Annotated in this window: 8 protein-coding genes; all 8 read right to left on the bottom strand. The window is 44.0% G+C overall.

Going from position 1 to position 21,629, the window contains the following annotated elements; genetic code table 11:
* Positions 1-24: 24 nt before the first annotated feature.
* Positions 25-528, bottom strand: coding sequence for a CatB-related O-acetyltransferase (locus IGI44_RS04650; RefSeq protein WP_438786644.1), 504 nt, complete (start codon positions 526-528; stop codon positions 25-27).
* A 232-nt stretch (positions 529-760) separates the two neighbouring features.
* Positions 761-2,464, bottom strand: coding sequence for a hypothetical protein (locus tag IGI44_RS04645; protein ID WP_438786643.1), 1,704 nt, complete (start codon positions 2,462-2,464; stop codon positions 761-763).
* Positions 2,452-2,835, bottom strand: a complete 384-nt coding sequence (locus IGI44_RS04640) for an LNS2 domain-containing protein (RefSeq protein WP_438786642.1) — start codon at positions 2,833-2,835, stop codon at positions 2,452-2,454. Before IGI44_RS04640 ends, IGI44_RS04645 begins: the two co-directional genes overlap by 13 nt.
* A gap of 191 nt (positions 2,836-3,026) precedes the next feature.
* Positions 3,027-3,743: a winged helix-turn-helix domain-containing protein gene (locus tag IGI44_RS04635; protein WP_438786641.1), complete on the bottom strand. Its 717-nt coding sequence runs from the start codon at positions 3,741-3,743 to the stop codon at positions 3,027-3,029.
* Positions 3,744-3,769: 26 nt separating this feature from the next.
* On the bottom strand, positions 3,770-5,380 hold the full coding sequence (locus tag IGI44_RS04630) for a hypothetical protein (protein WP_438786640.1): 1,611 nt from the start codon (positions 5,378-5,380) through the stop codon (positions 3,770-3,772).
* Between the two features lie 77 nt (positions 5,381-5,457).
* Positions 5,458-6,150, bottom strand: a complete 693-nt coding sequence (locus tag IGI44_RS04625; RefSeq protein ID WP_438786639.1) for a class A sortase — start codon at positions 6,148-6,150, stop codon at positions 5,458-5,460.
* A gap of 83 nt (positions 6,151-6,233) precedes the next feature.
* The gene (locus tag IGI44_RS04620) at positions 6,234-13,127 is read right to left on the bottom strand and encodes a MucBP domain-containing protein (RefSeq protein ID WP_438786638.1); all 6,894 of its coding nucleotides are present in this window, start codon (positions 13,125-13,127) and stop codon (positions 6,234-6,236) included.
* Between the two features lie 153 nt (positions 13,128-13,280).
* The gene (locus IGI44_RS04615) at positions 13,281-21,629 is read right to left on the bottom strand and encodes a KxYKxGKxW signal peptide domain-containing protein (RefSeq protein WP_438786637.1); all 8,349 of its coding nucleotides are present in this window, start codon (positions 21,627-21,629) and stop codon (positions 13,281-13,283) included.

Genomic DNA, 21,629 nt, shown 5'->3' with positions numbered 1-21,629 from the left:
CTCCTGAGGTTACTGAACTATTTTTTAAAAATTCTTTTGGCCCTCTGCACCAGTGACAAACCCTAAGTCAGAGGCTTTTTTCAATTTATTCTTTGCTTTCAACTCTCTTACTCGGTCGATGAAGTATTCAACACCATCTGTACCTTTTAGTCCTTCAAAAGTCCAATAACAATAATCCCACCATTTGAGTTCTAACAAATCTTCAATAATTGAATCACGAAATCTATAATAAATAATTTTTGCTGGAACTCCACCTACGACTGCATAAGGAGGAATATCTTTCGTAACAATCGCTCCAGTAGCGACTACAGCACCATCTCCAACCATTACTCCCGGTTTAAAAGTGACATTTTCGCCTATCCATACATCATTTCCAATCGTGACCCCTGCTGGTTTTTGCTTGTAAGGAACCGCTTGAAAATCTCCTTCCTCCTCTTTTGAAGCCAAAGGCACATTGACATGAGAAGGAACTGAGGTATAAGCAATCGGTGAGGTAGTGAAACGATCAATCGGATGTTGAAATCCCATCACTCTGAAATTGGGTGCAATTGACGACTATCTTCCAACTATTGTGTGTTCAGTCAATCGACTACGACTATAGGAACATAGACCCATCGAATTAATGGTATTGCCGGCTCCAAAAACACAATAGGGTTCAATTTTCAGATTAAGCGAATAAAGAAACTGTTCACCTTCTCTAATTCTTCTTCGTTTTCCATACGCAAAATAGATATGATTTTCTTCCAAAAAATCCCCTAGTTTATCTGTGTAAGTTACTAACGGCATTTACGTCATTCCTCTCCACTTTGACTGTCTCTTCAAAATACGGCTTCAACAGCTTCATCGCTTGTCCGAACATCACTTTCTGACGCTTTGGATAATCCTTATGAAGTGGGATCATGGATAAGAACAGCAGCCCTTCGATCAAACGAATTTGCTGAATCTCATAGTTTTCTCCAACTTTTTGATTTACCAACTTAGTAATATTTTCTTGAAGTTCCGACTTTTCAAAATGATAGGTGTAGCTTGTGTCTGTTGCTTCATTTAATTCAAAATGATCTGTGATAATGTGATCATAAGACCCTTCAAAGCTATGCAGTATCTTCGCGATATCATAGAACTCATCCCCATAAATATCGAAAGAACCAAATTGTCCTCTTGGATCAATCAGCTTAATCAGATTACTTTCACGATCCAATAAAATATTACTTAAACAAAAGTCTCCGTGAATTACATGAGCAGCTTTCGTCTGCAACAAACCATAATGTTTCAAAACTCTCTCCAAATTCCCGATAATGTCTTTCAATGGAAGATACTGGATTCCATTAATTTCTGGCGAGTGTTCATAAAAGGGCTGAAACGCCGGATCTTGTAAGAGTAGCTTCAAACGGTCGAATGTTTTTTGGAAATAGATATCCAACAGGTCCCTTTCTTCTAAAATCAGAGATTGGGCCTCAGAACATTCCGACATTTCTTTGCGGACGAACAACATTTTTTCAATGATCTTTTCCCAATCACTAAGCTCTAAATTCCCATAAATATAGAGCGTATGCAGTGTTTCGTATGGATAATATTCCATCTTTACTTCTGGTTTTGTTGGTTCTAATGAGTAATCATAAATGCGTGGTGTTAAATATTGAAGTGAAGACGGCATCTTCAGGTACCATTGAATTTCATTGATCAGCTTCTGGCGCTCTTCACTACTCTTAGTCAGAATGCCTCGTTGATCATCAATCGTAATTGCGTTAAAGAAACGCGCCTGAACGATCTTTTTTGTTTCAAGGTATTCACTTTCATGGCCTAAATCCAACCACGCCTCTGTAAAGATCAGTTCCACTTGTTCAGAGTGGTGATCGTAATATGAAATCGCATGGTAAAATGACAAGCTATCATCCGTTGTTTCGTTATCTTTAATCGCCTCACAAGCATTCAAGAAGTTCTTTGCACTACGGAAACCGAAAACACCAGCCACGACTTCCCCTTCCTTTTGATCAGCAGAAGCGTGTTTATTACTAAAGACCAGTTGTTCCTGTTCACGTAAGACACTTGTCCAAGGCGATAAATGTTCTTTTTGTCCTGTTAATAGATAATCTTTTGTACATATCCGTTCTTTTTCCTGAATAATGGTATCACCGAAATTGATCGTTAATGCAAAATCTTCACCAATCAATCGAATCATCTGCTTTAATGCATGTTGCGCCACTTTTAATAAAGAAGAACTTTCCTGTTCGTCTAAAAATAATTCATATTTCTGTTCGCTTTTTTTTAGTGATTTAATCTTCTTATTTGGCGCTTGCTCTTTGTTCGATACAATAAAAATGTAATCTTTATTCGAGTACGCCTTTACTAAGTACTCTCCAATACTCTCATCTTTGAAAGGTAGCATTGTCGGATATATCTCTCCGAAACGTTTTTGCATTTCGAATGGAATCTTTTTTGAATTTAAAATCATTACTGCTTCCATATTTCATCCTCAATTCGTTGTAAGATTTCTTCTTCGGTTAATGATAAAAATTCACTCGGGCGGATTGCTCGGTCATCAACATAAAATCCTGTATGACCACACCAAGGTTTCCCAACGTGCAATTCATCATAAGGAATCTCCCACTTCGCCAACCATTCGATCAATACAGGAACGGTGATTTTATTAATTAGTCCTAGATTTCCTTGATGTGTATTCATTTGCCTAGCAGTCTGTAAAATAATCTTATAACCTTTTTCTTGGTACTTCTTCATCTGTTCAACGACTTCTGGATAAGGATTCAAATCCTGATACTCCTTTGATCCCCTTTTCTCACAGAAGGTATTATCTATATCCATCACAATTGCTTTCATCGTATAGCCACACTTTCAATAGTACTTTTCAAATATTAATCTCTTTCTTCCATCGTAAAATAACACTATTTACACTCCAAAAAGAAAACAAAAAACCTACCTAAACTGTTCCGATGGGTAGGTTCATATGTGTGTCACGGGATCACTCAGACCAATCCTGTTCCTTTGCTAGAGCGATCCCGTGAGTTGGCTCAATTCTCTACAGCGTCTTTCACTGGTACAGTGATCGTCACTTCGTTTAGTGTGAGCTCCTTTAGGCGATAGCCTTTGCCCCAGGAAGTAACGAGGCAGTTCTTGTTAAAACCAGCGTTTTCAATCTTGATTCGTAGATTTTTTACAATGCCTGAGAGACGACTAGCCATGGAGTTCGTTGGCGGTGTGCAGCCCCATAGTTCCAAGCAAAGGTCTTCTCTCGTGATGAAGTCGCCATTGAGATTTTTTAGAATCGTAAACAGCTGCTTCTCTTGTGCAGATAGGCTGATATTTAAGTCTTCAATCAGCGCGTTTTTCTTCTTCAAAAATGATTTTTCCATCAATTCATTTTTTTGATCTCTGTTGGTTAAAATTTCACGGAAATCATCCATGGAGGATGTATTAGAGAAAAAGCCAGAGATGCCATACTTTTTCCATTCTTCCTTCTCCATATCAGTAAGCTCTTTTTCATTTTTTCGAAGAATCAACGGAATATTGTAGATATTAACTGGAATGACATTTCGAACCTCCGCGTCACAGATTGTTTCGCTGAAAATCAGGCTGTCAAAATATTTTAAAATTTCTCGCTTGTCTATTTTCGTTTGGATATCTCTTAATAATTTTTTACTGCACAAGACCTCGTGCCCTAGAGCGTTCATTTGCGCGATAAAATCTTTTTCAAAAAGGATATTATTTGTTAACAATAAGATGTTCATTTGTTGTTCCCCCACATTCTATTGACTTAATCGCACTCTTCTACTATGACTGTTCCTTCAGCCAATTCTTCTACTTTACTTTCGATTTCAGAATAGATGGCTAAAACATTTTGCTTCGCTTCTTTGACCTCTGTTAGGAGATCCTTCGTACGAGTACTCATTTTCTTCACTTCTAATTCGGCAGCGTCAATGCGTAATTGGGCAACTTCTTGCGCATCCTCGATCGTATACGTCGCTTGCTTCTTCGCTGATAATAAGACCTCACCAATTTCTTGCTGCGCTTGAATAAGCTGGGCCTTAAGATCCGCGTTTTTTGTAATCAGGTCTTGAATTTGATTTTTTGCTTCGTCTAATGATTCATCATTTCCTTGAGTAGCACTCAACTCTTCGATCGTTTGCTCCAGCTTTTGAATGTGTTGGGCTTTTTCTGCTAATGTCATTTGGAGCATTTGAACGTGTTGATAGAACTCCTCTTTTTGTTGCTGTGTTTGCTGATGCTCTTCTGCTAATCCCGTAAGCTTCTCTTCTAACATATGGATTCTTTCTGTCTGATCAGAAGAAGCTTGTTCGGTACTGCCCTGTTCTTCCAATTGCTTCTCCAGCTTATTGATCACTTCATGCGCTTCGAATAAGGAATTGTTTAAGACTTCTTTTTCCGATTTGAATTGTGCTAACAGCTGTTCTTCCAACTGTTTCTTTTCCAATTCAGCATCTGTTGTTTGTTGTTTCAGTTCTTCCATCGCATTCACACTCTCTTCTACTTGGTTCAATAGTCTTTCTCGTTCTTCTTCGAAACGAGCTAATTGTTCCTCTACTTCTACCTGATGATTTTGTTGAATTTCTATGCTTTGTTTAGTCAACTGTTCTTCTAACTGTTGGATCTTCGTTTCATAGACTTGGAATTTTTGCTGATCCTCTTCATGCTGTGCAGTCAACCGTTGATTTTCTTGTTCGATCTCAACGAATTGGCTTTGGTTATTCAGTAATTGCTGCTTTTGCTTTTCGTACTCTTCAATAATGCTTTGCTGCACAGCGATCTTTTCTGTGAGCTGTTGGATCTGCTCAGATGTTTCTTTCTTACTTTCCTCGTTAGCTTTTACTAGTTCTTGGATTGTGGCTTCTTTTTCCTCCAACAACTGTTCGATTGCTTGTAGCCGTGTTTGATATTGTGCACGCTCATTTTCCAGCGTTGTTTTCATTTGTTCATCCAGCTGTCGATAATTCGTCAGTAAGCGTTCCTTCTCCTCCTCATGTAGCTCCAGCTGTTCAGTGAGCTCAGATGTTTTTGCGGCACTTCGCTTAAGCTTTTGCTCCATCACTTCTAACTCACGAGTTTGTTCGGAGATTCTCTCCCGGCTTTCAGCAATGCGGCTATTCAACTGTTCTTTATTCCATTTTTCTTGATAGAGTTCATCTGCTTGCCCTTTACTGATCTGTTTTAATTCTTCTAGGCTCTGACTTAATTTCTCAATCTCCAGCTTGTATTCTTCCTGCTTAGCAGATTCCTCTGATGCTGGTTGCTCCTTATTCCCTTCAGGTTCGAGTACCTGCCAGCTCTTATCGCTCCGATTATTTTTGAAATCCTCTACTTTTTCTGGACTGCTTTTTGCAAAAAGCCAACTTGTTTTTTTCGCCATGTACCTAACCCTTTCCGATAATGAATATCCTTTTAAATTTTTTTCTTCTATATAAATAGGTATTGCTAATTACGCATTCAATATGTCTTCATTGGCAAACCGAATGCTTTTGCGGCAGCCTCCGAGATGATCTCGATCGATGTCACACTCTCTAGCTCTCCCTGAACGACCAATCGTGTCGTAGCGTAGACATCCCCGCAGGTCAGCAGGGTGACTAATCTTTTCCCAGGAACAACATCCAACACCTCTACCGAACTCGGATCTACATGTTCTTTCCAAACTGCCACATATGTATACACTTTGGTCAAATCCGTGAGATAAATCTTATCTCCTACTACTACGTCATCCAATGGTGTGAAAAGTAAATCCGCCTGATCCGAGCGATGACTCGCAATCCCGTAATTTCCTTCCCCCATTTCTTGATCTGGTGAGAGCGTCCCCGCTCCATAATACAAGCCATCATTTTGCAGTCCTTTAAAAATCGGAAGACAGATCCCTACTCTAGGTACCGCTACACTAGCGATGACAGGTAGTTTTTTACTTTGTCCACTGACTTGCGACTTGGCGATGGCCTTCGTATCCAAAGGCTTTACACCATCAAAGTCAAAGGTCGCTTCCTTCTTCTGATTGGCGATAATTTCTTTCTTATCTATCTTCGAAATCTGGTACAGATCACCTGTTTTTTTCACGAAATGATTCTTGATTGGCTTATTAAAGAGAAAGACGAGTCCCGCTAGAATAAAAACTAGGACGACCATTTTTCGTTTCATAACTATCTCCTTATAAAACAAAAGGCGAATCACGGGAATCATTCTCGATGATTCGCCTTCTGTCATTTATCACTAGCTAATGCTTATTCGTTCTCTACTTCTTCGTTTTGTTTCTTATTTTTTAGGCGTTTCAATACTCCCGCTAGACCAAGTGTCAACAAGCCCCAACCAGAAGTACGATAGATCTGCGCTTCATTATCCATCCCTGTTTTCGGCAACGAACCCTTACTAGAAGACTTCGTTGATCCAGTCTTAGGCATAACCTTGGAAGTTGACGCTACTTTCTTCACAGTGTTGCCATCAGAATCTGAGTCGCTATCTGAGTCTGAGTCACTGTCTGAGTCCGAGTCACTGTCTGAGTCACTGTCTGAGTCCGAATCGCTATCTGAGTCCGAGTCACTGTCTGAGTCTGAATCGCTATCTGAGTCTGAATCGCTATCTGAGTCCGAGTCGCTATCTGAGTCCGAGTCGCTATCCGAGTCTGAATCACTATCTGAGTCCGAATCGCTATCCGAATCTGAGTCACTTTCTGTATCCTTGACGATCTCACTTACCGCTTGACCATCCTTATCTGCTTTTCCATCTTGGTGACCAATTAATTTTGCAGTAACCACATCACCCTCATCAAGTGTACGACCTGTTAGTCGTGCATACTCGCGCGCAACTTCGTTTAAGTCATATTCGAAATCGCCACCTGGTGTAACTGGTATGCCACTAGCTACTAGATACCCATTGATATACAGATTCAACGTATAAGTTCTGTCATAATCCATATTTTGATTCGGAATACTTCCTGAAATGATTGAATCGCCTGGAGAATGTGGATTCAGTACTGGCGGCACAATAATCCAGTCTTCATAATCAGAATCAGCATCTGCATCGCTATCTGAATCCGAGTCACTATCTGAGTCCGAATCACTGTCCGAGTCTGAATCGCTATCTGAATCCGAGTCACTGTCCGAGTCTGAGTCACTGTCCGAATCTGAGTCGCTATCCGAGTCTGAGTCACTATCCGAATCCGAGTCGCTATCCGAATCTGAGTCACTATCTGAGTCCGAATCGCTGTCCGAATCCGAATCGCTATCGGAGTCCGAGTCACTGTCCGAATCTGAGTCGCTATCCGAATCCGAATCACTGTCTGAGTCCGAATCGCTATCTGAGTCCGAATCGCTGTCGCTGTCTGAATCTGAATCGCTATCTGAGTCCGAATCGCTGTCTGAGTCACTGTCGGAATCTGAGTCGCTATCCGAGTCCGAATCGCTATCCGAGTCCGAATCACTGTCCGAATCCGAGTCACTGTCCGAATCTGAGTCACTATCCGAGTCCGAATCGCTATCCGAGTCCGAATCACTGTCCGAATCTGAGTCACTGTCGGAATCTGAGTCGCTATCCGAGTCCGAATCGCTATCCGAGTCCGAATCACTGTCCGAATCCGAGTCACTGTCCGAGTCTGAATCACTGTCGGAATCTGAGTCACTATCCGAGTCTGAGTCGCTATCCGAGTCCGAATCGCTGTCTGAGTCTGAATCACTGTCCGAGTCTGAGTCGCTATCTGAATCCGAATCACTGTCTGAGTCCGAATCGCTGTCTGAATCCGAGTCACTGTCTGAGTCTGAATCGCTATCCGAGTCCGAATCGCTGTCTGAGTCTGAATCACTGTCCGAGTCCGAATCACTGTCCGAATCCGAGTCCGAATCACTATCCGAATCCGAGTCGCTGTCCGAATCGGAGTCACTATCCGAGTCTGAGTCGCTATCTGAATCCGAATCACTGTCTGAGTCCGAATCGCTGTCTGAATCCGAATCGCTGTCTGAGTCCGAATCACTGTCTGAATCCGAGTCACTATCCGAATCTGAATCACTATCCGAGTCCGAGTCGCTATCCGAATCGGAGTCACTATCCGAGTCTGAGTCGCTGTCCGAATCTGAATCACTATCCGAGTCCGAGTCGCTATCCGAGTCTGAGTCACTATCCGAATCGGAGTCGCTATCCGAGTCTGAATCGCTGTCTGAGTCCGAATCACTGTCTGAATCGGAGTCACTATCCGAGTCTGAGTCGCTGTCCGAATCTGAGTCACTATCTGAATCCGAATCGCTGTCTGAGTCCGAATCACTGTCTGAATCGGAGTCGCTATCTGAGTCCGAATCGCTGTCTGAATCTGAGTCGCTATCTGAGTCCGAATCACTGTCTGAATCGGAGTCACTATCCGAGTCTGAGTCGCTGTCCGAATCCGAGTCACTGTCCGAATCCGAATCGCTGTCTGAGTCCGAATCACTGTCCGAATCTGAGTCACTATCGGAATCCGAATCACTGTCGGAATCCGAGTCACTATCCGAGTCTGAATCACTATCTGAGTCCGAGTCGCTATCCGAATCGGAATCACTATCTGAATCCGAATCGCTGTCTGCGTCCGAATCACTGTCGGAATCCGAGTCACTATCCGAGTCTGAATCACTATCTGAGTCCGAGTCGCTATCCGAATCTGAGTCACTATCCGAGTCTGAATCACTGTCCGAATCTGAGTCACTATCCGAGTCTGAATCACTGTCTGAATCTGAGTCGCTATCTGAGTCCGAATCGCTGTCTGAATCTGAGTCGCTATCTGAGTCCGAATCACTGTCCGAATCTGAGTCACTATCCGAGTCTGAGTCGCTGTCCGAATCCGAGTCACTGTCCGAATCCGAATCGCTGTCGGAGTCCGAATCGCTATCCGAATCCGAGTCGCTATCTGAATCACTGTCTGAGTCCGAATCGCTGTCCGAATCTGAGTCGCTATCTGAGTCTGAATCACTATCGGAATCCGAATCACTGTCCGAGTCTGAGTCACTGTCCGAATCCGAATCGCTGTCGGAGTCCGAATCGCTGTCTGAATCTGAGTCGCTGTCCGAGTCTGAGTCGCTGTCTGAATCCGAATCACTGTCTGAATCTGAGTCACTATCCGAGTCTGAGTCACTGTCCGAATCCGAGTCGCTATCCGAATCGGAGTCACTATCCGAATCCGAGTCACTGTCCGAATCCGAGTCACTATCTGAGTCCGAGTCGCTATCCGAATCGGAGTCACTATCCGAGTCTGAATCGCTGTCCGAATCTGAATCACTATCCGAGTCCGAGTCGCTATCCGAGTCTGAGTCACTATCCGAGTCTGAATCGCTGTCTGAGTCCGAATCACTGTCTGAATCTGAGTCACTATCCGAGTCTGAGTCACTGTCCGAATCTGAATCACTATCTGAATCCGAATCGCTATCTGAGTCTGAATCGCTATCCGAATCGGAGTCGCTGTCTGAGTCCGAATCACTGTCCGAATCCGAGTCACTATCCGAATCCGAATCACTGTCTGAGTCCGAATCGCTGTCTGAATCCGAGTCACTGTCTGAGTCCGAATCGCTATCCGAATCTGAATCACTGTCGGAATCTGAGTCACTATCCGAGTCTGAGTCGCTGTCTGAATCCGAATCGCTGTCTGAGTCCGAATCACTGTCTGAATCCGAGTCACTATCCGAGTCTGAGTCACTGTCCGAATCTGAATCACTATCCGAGTCCGAGTCGCTATCCGAGTCTGAGTCACTATCCGAATCGGAGTCGCTATCCGAGTCTGAATCGCTGTCTGAGTCCGAATCACTGTCTGAATCTGAGTCACTATCCGAGTCTGAATCGCTGTCTGAATCGGAGTCGCTATCTGAGTCCGAATCACTGTCCGAATCTGAGTCACTATCCGAGTCTGAGTCGCTGTCCGAATCCGAGTCACTATCCGAGTCTGAATCACTGTCCGAATCCGAGTCACTGTCCGAATCCGAGTCACTATCTGAGTCCGAGTCGCTATCCGAGTCTGAGTCACTATCCGAATCTGAGTCGCTATCCGAGTCTGAATCGCTGTCTGAGTCCGAATCACTGTCTGAATCTGAGTCACTATCCGAGTCTGAGTCGCTGTCCGAATCCGAGTCACTATCCGAGTCTGAATCACTGTCCGAATCCGAATCGCTGTCTGAGTCCGAATCACTGTCCGAATCTGAGTCACTATCTGAATCCGAATCGCTGTCTGAGTCCGAATCACTGTCTGAATCCGAGTCACTGTCCGAATCTGAGTCGCTATCCGAGTCCGAATCACTGTCCGAATCTGAGTCACTATCTGAGTCTGAATCGCTGTCTGAATCTGAGTCACTATCTGAGTCTGAGTCGCTATCCGAATCGGAGTCACTATCTGAATCCGAATCACTGTCCGAATCTGAGTCACTATCCGAGTCCGAATCACTGTCTGAATCTGAGTCGCTATCCGAGTCTGAATCGCTGTCTGAGTCCGAATCGCTATCTGAGTCTGAATCACTATCTGAGTCCGAATCGCTATCTGAGTCTGAATCGCTGTCCGAATCTGAGTCGCTATCTGAGTCTGAATCACTATCGGAATCCGAGTCGCTATCCGAATCTGAGTCGCTATCTGAGTCTGAATCGCTGTCCGAATCTGAGTCACTGTCTGAATCTGAATCGCTGTCCGAATCTGAGTCACTGTCTGAATCTGAGTCGCTATCCGAGTCTGAATCGCTGTCTGAGTCCGAATCACTATCTGAGTCCGAATCACTATCTGAGTCCGAATCACTATCTGAGTCCGAATCACTATCTGAGTCCGAATCACTATCTGAGTCCGAATCACTATCTGAGTCCGAATCACTATCTGAGTCCGAATCACTATCTGAGTCCGAATCACTATCCGAGTCCGAATCACTATCTGAGTCCGAATCACTATCTGAGTCCGAATCACTATCTGAGTCCGAATCACTATCTGAGTCTGAGTCGCTGTCCGAATCTGAGTCACTGTCTGAATCCGAATCACTGTCATCATTCACGACATATTTCACAACTGTATCCTCAGTAGGATCAGCAATTACCGGCGCTTTATATCCTTTCGTCGGATCATCTGGATCGACAAACTCCAGCTCATTTCCATTCTTGTCCACAGCATGATACCCAGCCACATATGGGATAACATGTTGATCTGGACTTATTTGATCACCATTTACAACATATTGAATTTCATCTGTACCCGTAAAATATGGATCATCACTTGTTAAAATAAAGCTCCCTAGTGGCTTGAAGACTAGCGTGATCTCAGAATAACCATCACGATCGACAATCATATCACTATCAGATTTTTCTATATCCAGACCGATAAAATAGTATCCTTCTGGAAACGCCATGGCATTCCTGATGTATTCATTGGTAATTTCACGATCGACTCGTGAGTTCCACGTGTCACTAGGAAAAATCGTTTCTCCCTCATGATCTACATAATGAAAGACTAATTTTGCATAATTAGCCGAATAAATATAAGTCACCACAGAAGAACCGTCTGCATTAACCTTCATATCCGCATCTGAATTTTCAGCATCAACTTCCTTATATGTGTACCCTTCGATCTCAATAGAATTTCGTACAATATCTGAACCTACAGCTGCTTGCTTAACTATTGCCTCTTCAATTATCTTGCCATCTTCACTCACATACCTGTAAGTCACATTCACCTGATTCGCACTGTAGACATAGGTCACCACCGAAGCACCACTACGATCCACGATCATGTCTGCATCTGAATCTTCTGATTTCTTCTGATAGGTGTAGCCAGTAATCGCATCCTTTTGTTCTTCGATCACCGCATCTACTTTCGTTGAAACCACTCGTTCATCAGCAATTTCCTTGCCATTTTCATCCACATAACGATACGTGACTGTGGCATCATTTGCCGTGTAAATGTAGGTAACGACTGAACTACCATCAGAATCTACCTTCATATCTGCATCCGAAGCATCGGTGTCCACAGCTTTAAAGGTGTATCCTTCAATCTCTTCACGTTTTTCTACAATATCCGAACCTATTTTTGCTTGTTCTATCTGCTCCTCGGCTATAGGATCGCCATTTTCATTCACATACTTATGTGTCACATTTGCCCGATTCACACTGTAAACATATGTGACTACCGAAGCACCACTACGATCCACGATCATATCTGAGTCCGAATCTGCACCCTTTCCTAAATAAGTGTACCCATCAATCTCTTCAATGCGCTCATCGATCGTAGCATCTACTTTCGTTGACAGTTCATAGTCAGAAGCGATCTCTTCACCGTCCTCATCAACATAACGGTAGGTCACTTTGGCATCATTCGCGGTGTAGATATAGGTAACCATCGAATCACCATCAGGATTCACGATCATATCATTATCTGAACCAGCACCGATCTCCTTAAAGGTATAGCCTTCAATCGTTGCTTTATGATCAGGAATTTGTTCTCCGATCGTCGCGTCATCTATTGTTGCCGATGGTAAAAGCGTTTTCCCATCATCAGACATGTAACGATAGGTCACTGTCGTTTGACCTACTTCTCCCTTTTGATCAGAGAGTGGGCCAGCCGCACCAATAGTTAGAATCTCATCTTCAACTTGACTGCCGATTGACACAAGAGTAGCTGTCGCGTCTTTTAATTCCTGAGTCGTGACTGTCGGAGGCGTGGCAGCCGCACCCATTCTGGCATTGTATAGATCCAACAATGGTTGATCTAACGCTTCGTGATAGGTCCACTCACCAGGAACATAGTCTGGATATCCTTTAAATTGATTGTAGGTTTTATTAGCGGTAGTACTAGCAGCTTTTCTAGCGCTCTCAGCAGCAGGCAGCTCCGCTTTTAGCGCATTTGCTGCCGCCGTAACAGTACCGCCAGTGTCTGTGGGATTACTTGCCTGAGTATCTAACAGTGCTTGGATCAATGTCGCGATTTCTGGTTCATTCTGAACAGCCGCTGCTAGTTTAAGCGCGGGCTGTACGATTTCCGCATCTACCTTCTCAGTCAATGGCGATCGCGCCAGACCAGACCTGTCCGAGTCATTCGGTAATACATCAATAACTTCAGACTTACCGACTGTTTGAGCGTTAGCAGATGACCCTAATGATGGTCCCAAGATCATTGCCCCAATAACACTACTCTTTACCACCCAATTCTTCTTTACTTTGTGTAGTCTATATCTTTTATAGACACTTTTAGGTGGACTTGTGACTATTTTGTACCTATTTCTTTTCATAGCAGCCATCCTTTTTAAAAAGGCTACGCTCTATGACGCGAACGTAACCTTTCATATTCTGTAAAACTAAATCGTGTTGTCCTCTTGATCTTCTCTACGCTTCTTCTTGCCTCCATAGAAAGCCAATCCCATTGAGACTAGTCCTAATCCAGCAACTGAGTACAACAACTGATCATCATTGGTGTTGGTACTTGGAAGTTTCTTCTTAGTATTACCATCTGAGTCACTATCTGAATCCGAGTCGCTATCCGAGTCTGAGTCACTATCTGAATCCGAATCACTGTCCAAATCTGAGTCGCTGTCCGAATCCGAGTCACTATCTGAATCCGAGTCACTATCTGAATCCGAGTCACTATCTGAGTCCGAGTCGCTATCCGAGTCTGAGTCACTATCTGAATCCGAATCACTGTCCGAATCCGAATCACTGTCTGAGTCTGAGTCGCTGTCCGAATCCGAGTCACTATCTGAATCCGAGTCACTATCTGAATCCGAGTCACTATCTGAATCCGAGTCACTATCTGAATCCGAGTCACTATCTGAATCCGAGTCACTATCTGAATCCGAGTCACTATCTGAATCCGAGTCACTATCTGAATCCGAGTCACTATCTGAATCCGAGTCACTATCTGAATCCGAGTCACTATCTGAATCCGAGTCACTATCTGAATCCGAGTCACTATCTGAATCCGAGTCACTATCTGAATCCGAGTCACTATCTGAATCCGAGTCACTATCTGAATCCGAGTCACTATCTGAATCCGAGTCACTATCTGAATCCGAGTCACTATCTGAATCCGAGTCACTATCTGAATCCGAGTCACTATCTGAATCCGAGTCACTATCTGAATCCGAGTCACTATCTGAATCCGAGTCACTATCTGAATCCGAGTCACTATCTGAATCCGAGTCACTATCTGAATCCGAGTCACTATCTGAATCCGAGTCACTATCTGAATCCGAGTCACTATCTGAATCCGAGTCACTATCTGAATCCGAGTCACTATCTGAATCCGAGTCACTATCTGAATCCGAGTCACTATCTGAATCCGAGTCACTATCTGAATCCGAATCGCTCTCTCCTTGAACCACTATGCTTGTTGATTGACTCTCTTTACTCTCTCTACCTTCTTGATGCCCAATAGCTTTTGCTGTGACTTCATCGCCTTCTTCAAGCTGCTTCCCTGTCAACCTTGCATATTCTCTTGCAAGATCATTCAGATCGTATTGGAACTCTCCATTTGGACCAACCGGAACACCACTGGCAATAAGTTGACCATTCACGTAAAGATCCACTGTATACGTCCGATCATAATCCACATCTTGTTCTGGAAGTCTTCCTGAAATAATTGAATCACCAGCTTCAATCGGATCTAAGATTGGCGCCTCAACTACCCATTTATCATAGTTTAGATCAGCATCTGAATCGCTATCTGAGTCGCTGTCGCTATCCGAATCTGAGTCGCTGTCGCTATCTGAGTCTGAATCGCTATCGCTGTCTGAATCCGAATCACTGTCGCTATCCGAATCTGAGTCACTATCGCTATCTGAGTCTGAATCGCTGTCGCTGTCTGAATCCGAGTCGCTGTCGCTATCTGAGTCTGAATCACTATCGCTATCTGAATCCGAGTCGCTGTCGCTGTCTGAATCCGAGTCGCTGTCGCTATCTGAGTCTGAATCACTATCGCTATCTGAATCCGAGTCGCTGTCGCTGTCTGAGTCTGAATCACTATCGCTGTCTGAATCCGAATCACTGTCGCTATCCGAATCTGAGTCACTATCGCTATCTGAGTCTGAATCACTATCGCTATCTGAATCTGAGTCGCTGTCGCTGTCCGAATCTGAGTCGCTATCGCTGTCTGAGTCTGAGTCGCTGTCGCTATCCGAATCTGAGTCACTATCGCTATCTGAGTCTGAATCGCTGTCGCTGTCTGAATCCGAATCACTATCGCTATCTGAGTCTGAATCGCTGTCTGAATCCGAGTCGCTATCGCTGTCTGAGTCCGAATCGCTATCGCTGTCTGAGTCTGAGTCACTATCGCTATCTGAGTCTGAATCGCTGTCGCTATCTGAATCTGAGTCGCTATCGCTGTCTGAGTCTGAGTCGCTGTCTGAATCCGAATCACTGTCGCTATCCGAATCTGAGTCACTATCGCTATCTGAGTCTGAATCACTATCGCTATCTGAATCTGAGTCGCTGTCGCTGTCCGAATCTGAGTCGCTATCGCTGTCTGAGTCCGAATCGCTGTCGCTGTCCGAATCTGAGTCGCTATCGCTATCTGAGTCTGAATCACTATCGCTATCTGAATCTGAGTCGCTGTCGCTGTCCGAATCTGAGTCGCTATCGCTGTCTGAGTCCGAATCGCTGTCGCTATCCGAATCTGAGTCGCTATCGCTATCGCTGTCTGAGTCCGAATCACTGTCGCTATCCGAATCTGAGTCGCTGTCGCTATCTGAATCTGAGTCGCTATCGCTATCTGAGTCTGAATCGCTGTCGCTGTCCGAATCTGAGTCGCTATCGCTGTCTGAGTCTGAGTCGCTGTCTGAATCCGAATCACTGTCGCTATCCGAATCTGAGTCACTATCGCTATCTGAGTCTGAATCACTATCGCTATCTGAATCTGAGTCGCTGTCGCTGTCCGAATCTGAGTCGCTATCGCTGTCTGAGTCTGAGTCGCTGTCTGAATCTGAGTCGCTGTCTGAGTCCGAATCACTGTCGCTATCCGAATCTGAGTCGCTGTCGCTATCTGAATCCGAGTCGCTATCGCTATCTGAGTCTGAATCGCTGTCGCTGTCTGAATCCGAGTCGCTGTCGCTGTCCGAATCTGAGTCGCTATCGCTGTCTGAGTCTGAGTCGCTGTCTGAATCCGAATCACTGTCGCTATCCGAATCTGAGTCACTATCGCTATCTGAATCTGAGTCGCTGTCTGAATCCGAATCTGAGTCGCTGTCTGAATCCGAATCACTGTCGCTATCCGAATCTGAGTCACTATCGCTATCTGAGTCTGAGTCGCTATCGCTGTCTGAATCCGAATCGCTGTCTGAATCCGAGTCGCTGTCGCTATCCGAATCTGAGTCGCTATCGCTGTCTGAGTCCGAATCGCTGTCGCTGTCTGAATCTGAGTCGCTGTCGCTATCTGAGTCTGAATCACTATCGCTATCCGAATCTGAGTCACTATCGCTATCCGAGTCCGAATCACTGTCGCTATCCGAATCTGAGTCGCTATCGCTATCTGAATCTGAGTCGCTATCGCTATCCGAATCCGAGTCACTATCGCTATCTGAGTCTGAATCGCTGTCGCTATCTGAATCCGAATCGCTATCGCTGTCTGAGTCCGAATCGCTGTCGCTGTCTGAATCTGAGTCGCTGTCGCTATCCGAATCTGAGTCACTATCGCTATCTGAGTCTGAGTCGCTGTCGCTGTCTGAATCTGAGTCGCTATCGCTGTCCGAATCCGAGTCGCTATCGCTATCCGAGTCTGAATCACTGTCGCTGTCTGAATCTGAGTCGCTATCGCTGTCCGAATCCGAGTCGCTGTCGCTATCTGAGTCTGAATCGCTGTCGCTGTCTGAATCCGAATCACTATCGCTGTCTGAGTCCGAGTCGCTATCGCTATCCGAATCTGAGTCACTGTCGCTATCTGAGTCTGAATCGCTGTCGCTGTCTGAATCCGAATCACTGTCGCTATCCGAATCTGAGTCACTATCACTATCCGAGTCCGAATCACTGTCGCTATCCGAATCTGAGTCGCTATCGCTATCTGAGTCTGAGTCGCTGTCGCTATCTGAATCTGAGTCGCTATCGCTATCCGAATCCGAGTCACTATCGCTATCTGAGTCTGAGTCGCTATCGCTGTCCGAATCTGAGTCGCTATCGCTGTCTGAGTCCGAATCGCTGTCGCTATCTGAGTCTGAATCACTATCGCTATCCGAATCTGAGTCACTATCGCTATCTGAGTCTGAATCGCTGTCGCTGTCTGAGTCTGAATCGCTGTCGCTATCCGAATCTGAGTCGCTATCGCTATCTGAGTCTGAATCGCTGTCGCTATCTGAGTCCGAGTCGCTATCGCTATCTGAGTCTGAGTCGCTGTCGCTATCTGAATCTGAATCTGAGTCGCTATCGCTATCCGAATCCGAGTCACTATCGCTATCTGAGTCTGAATCGCTGTCGCTATCTGAATCCGAATCGCTATCGCTGTCTGAGTCCGAATCGCTGTCGCTGTCTGAATCCGAGTCGCTGTCGCTATCCGAATCTGAGTCACTATCGCTATCTGAGTCTGAGTCGCTGTCGCTATCCGAATCTGAGTCACTATCGCTGTCTGAATCTGAGTCGCTATCGCTATCCGAGTCTGAATCACTGTCGCTGTCTGAATCTGAGTCGCTATCGCTGTCCGAATCCGAGTCGCTGTCGCTATCTGAGTCTGAATCGCTGTCGCTATCTGAATCCGAATCACTATCGCTGTCTGAGTCCGAGTCGCTATCGCTATCCGAATCTGAGTCACTGTCGCTATCTGAGTCTGAATCGCTGTCGCTGTCTGAATCCGAATCACTGTCGCTATCCGAATCTGAGTCACTATCACTATCCGAGTCCGAATCACTGTCGCTATCCGAATCTGAGTCGCTATCGCTATCTGAATCTGAGTCGCTATCGCTGTCCGAATCCGAGTCACTATCGCTATCTGAGTCTGAATCGCTGTCGCTATCCGAATCTGAGTCACTATCGCTATCTGAATCTGAGTCACTATCGCTATCTGAATCTGAATCACTATCGCTATCTGAGTCCGAATCGCTATCGCTATCTGAATCTGAATCGCTATCGCTGTCTGAATCCGAATCACTATCGCTATCCGAATCTGAATCGCTGTCGCTGTCTGAATCCGAATCACTGTCGCTATCCGAATCTGAGTCACTATCACTATCCGAGTCCGAATCACTGTCGCTATCCGAATCTGAGTCGCTATCGCTATCTGAATCTGAGTCGCTATCGCTGTCCGAATCCGAGTCACTATCGCTATCTGAGTCTGAATCGCTGTCGCTATCCGAATCTGAGTCACTATCGCTATCTGAATCTGAGTCACTGTCGCTATCCGAATCTGAGTCGCTGTCGCTATCCGAATCTGAGTCGCTGTCGCTATCTGAGTCTGAGTCGCTGTCGCTATCTGAATCTGAGTCGCTATCGCTATCCGAATCCGAGTCGCTATCGCTGTCTGAGTCCGAGTCACTATCGCTATCCGAATCTGACTCATCTTCATCTAATTTATACTTAACTTCAGTATCTTCAGTTGGGTCATCAATATCTGGTAATTTATACCCTTTAGTCTCATCCTCTGGATCAACCCATTCCAACGGAACCCCATCTTTGTCCGTTGGCGTATAGCCTTCAACATAGGCAATTGTTGGGAAATCTGGATCAGTTTGATCTAACATCTTGCTTGGATCATTTGGATCATTCGGATAGACAATCGTACTTCCTGGGAACTTGGAATCTTCGCTACCAATGATGATGCTACCCATCTTCTTGTAGACATAAGTCACTTCAGACGTTCCATCCATATCCACGATCATATCGGAATCTGAACTAGCAGCTTTTTCCACATACAACCAGCCAGTCACGACATCAATCTTCTCTGAAATCGTATCTTTCACTTTCGCAGAAACCCTCTTAGACTCGGTGACTGGGGTACCTTCTTGATCCACGTAATTGTAGATAATTTCCGCAGCATTTAATTTGTACGTAATTTCAGTATCTTTACTAGCATCAGTAATCGCTGGTGATTTGTATCCTTTGGTTTCATCCGCTGGATCAATCAGCTCCAGCGCAATGCCATCTTTATCTGTCGGCGTATAACCCTCAACATAGGCGATGCCAGGATGATTCGCATCATCAACAGCTAACGCTTTACTTGGATCATTTGGATCATTTGGATAAAGAACAGTATCCTCAGTGAACTCAGGATCATCACTTTTCAGAGTATAACTACCCATTGGTTGATACACATACGTAACTTCGGACGTTCCAGAAGGCTTGATCGTTCCACTATCAGAACTTGGATCAGTCTCCACATATAAGTAGCCGTCGACTACATTAATTTTGTCTTCGATCGTTGCTCCTTCAGAAGAAGGTACAGTCACATCTCCTGCAACTGGGTCGCCTTTTTGATCTACATAGTGATAAATCACCTTGTATTCATCTGGAACTAATTTCCATTCCATATTCTGTGAACGGGTATCCTCACTAGGATCTAAGGAGTTTTGGGCACCTGGTTTTAACTTCGCGCCTTCTGTTAAGACCTCATTTGTCTTAACATCTACATAATGGAAACCTTTTGGTGCTTCCGGTACCGTCACATCAGCTAAATCTCTGTTATTGCTATTAATCGTGAATGGGGTCGTCGTTGGCGTTGTTTCGTTATCATAACGAGAGGTGTCAATTACTAGATTCCCTACTTTACGATACACATAGACAACCTCGATCGGAGCATCTGCATAACGACCATTCATATTTGTCGGATTAGCAATTAGATAATACTTCTCACTTCGGTAATTAACTGCCGTAGTCGTGTAGACGGAGTTGTAGTCACCGCTTAGCTCCTTGTCATCTTTCCCATCATTCATCTTCACATCCGCGAGACCATCACCATCAGTATCTGCCATATACCTCACGTTGACCTGACAAGTCTTGATCTTGTACTTATAGGTGATATCCGTTGTTTCACCTTCTTCTGGAAAATCAACATTTAATGCACCCGTGACAGGATCAGCGCCGATAGGTAACTGCTCTAAATCTAACTCATAACCTTCGACTACTAAATCCTCAGCAGTAATCACCGCCTGTTCAGGAGATGATTCGGAAGTTGGGAAGCCTAGTTTTGTTAATGGAAATTGTAATGTTTCTCCTTCTTCATCAAGATAGTTTATTCTGACTGAACTTGGTTCTTGAACTGTTACTTGGTTAGGAACTGATATTGCGCTTTCACTTCCCACACCTCCCATAGAGTCATTTAAAGTAGCTATAATAGTATGGGGGACTGAATCATCAAAAAATTCAAACTCAAATCTAACAATTGAACTAGTGGGTATTGTACTGTAAGTATTGTTAATTTTTTCAATGAAATCATTATCATAATTAATTCCATAAACTTTCTCAAAGTATTCTGCTGGAGACTGAGCTCCAGTTTGCTGATATTCAATAGAATCTGTTAATTTATACCCTGTTTCACCAGTACCAATATTTCTGGCTGTAGTAAACGAGCCATCCGAATTTTCAACTACTGAATAGGTATTTGGGCCTGCACTATTTAGAATTGAATATATTTCTTCATTAGTAGCATCTTTGGGAATATTGACATAAGAAAAGACCACAGTATAAGTTGTGAGCATATAAAACTGGTCTCCAGAACCATCGGGCACTGGCAAATAGATATATCCATATCCCGTAATATCTTTTTTATCTTTACCAGTATAATTAGCAAGTTCTGATTCAGAACTCAAGTTAACCCTTCCAATTTGAACTATATTGTCATCAATCTCTTTAGGTACTTCACCTTTTAATGAACTACTTGTTTTATTTGTATTGTTATACGCAAGTGCAATTCTAACTTTTTCAGGACTAGTTCCTCTATCAATCCAAAGACGATAATTTGAACCACTATCTTTAGTTGGAGTATAAGTTGATTTGACTGTTTCTATAACTTTACCTGAATAATATATGTTAATTGGTTCAAAACTAAATTTTTGAGATTCAGGAGTATAATTTAAAATGAAATTCATACTATAACCACTAGCATCAGAATATCCATATAGACTTGTTTCAATACTTTTATTTCCCACTATAGGTGTTGAAACTGTTACTTCAAAACCTATTTCATCGGAAATGTATTCTATGCTACCAATACCGGATATTGTTCCCTTCATCCCATCGAACATGCTTCTACCATCTGAATTAGCACTTTTAGAGCGATCGCTTGTTATCGGAATAATAATCTTATCACCCGGAGATATTTTATTCTCAGAGTTATCAATTAGCATTGAAAAATTTAATCCTTGGTGGAAATACGGTACTGAATATTCAGAGGGGGCTACGTCTCCTTTATTTGTTATCCGTTTAATATTAGATACCGTTATTCCCTCATCCTCATTCGCCACCCAAGTCTTCGTACCATCTTCATTCTCTGTAGCGCGAGGTGTTGGTTTCTGTGTTTCTGTCGTTGCTTTTGTTTCGTCCCTCTCTAATCCCTCTGTTGGTGTTACTTCTTCTGTCTCCGCTGCCTGTGCGTACAACATACTAGCTGGTGCTGCGACAGTACCCACGATCATCGCGCCCGCGACACCGCTCTTAACGACCCAATGCTTCTTGACTTTATGCATTCGGTATTTTTTTATCGGCTCTCGGCGATACGTCAATTTCCTTCTACTCAT

It is taken from the genome of Enterococcus sp. DIV0756 (genome assembly GCF_051710745.1).
GTDB lineage: Bacteria > Bacillota > Bacilli > Lactobacillales > Enterococcaceae > Enterococcus_A.
Note: the sequence above shows the minus strand (reverse complement) of the source record. Positions and strands in the feature narration are given on the sequence as shown.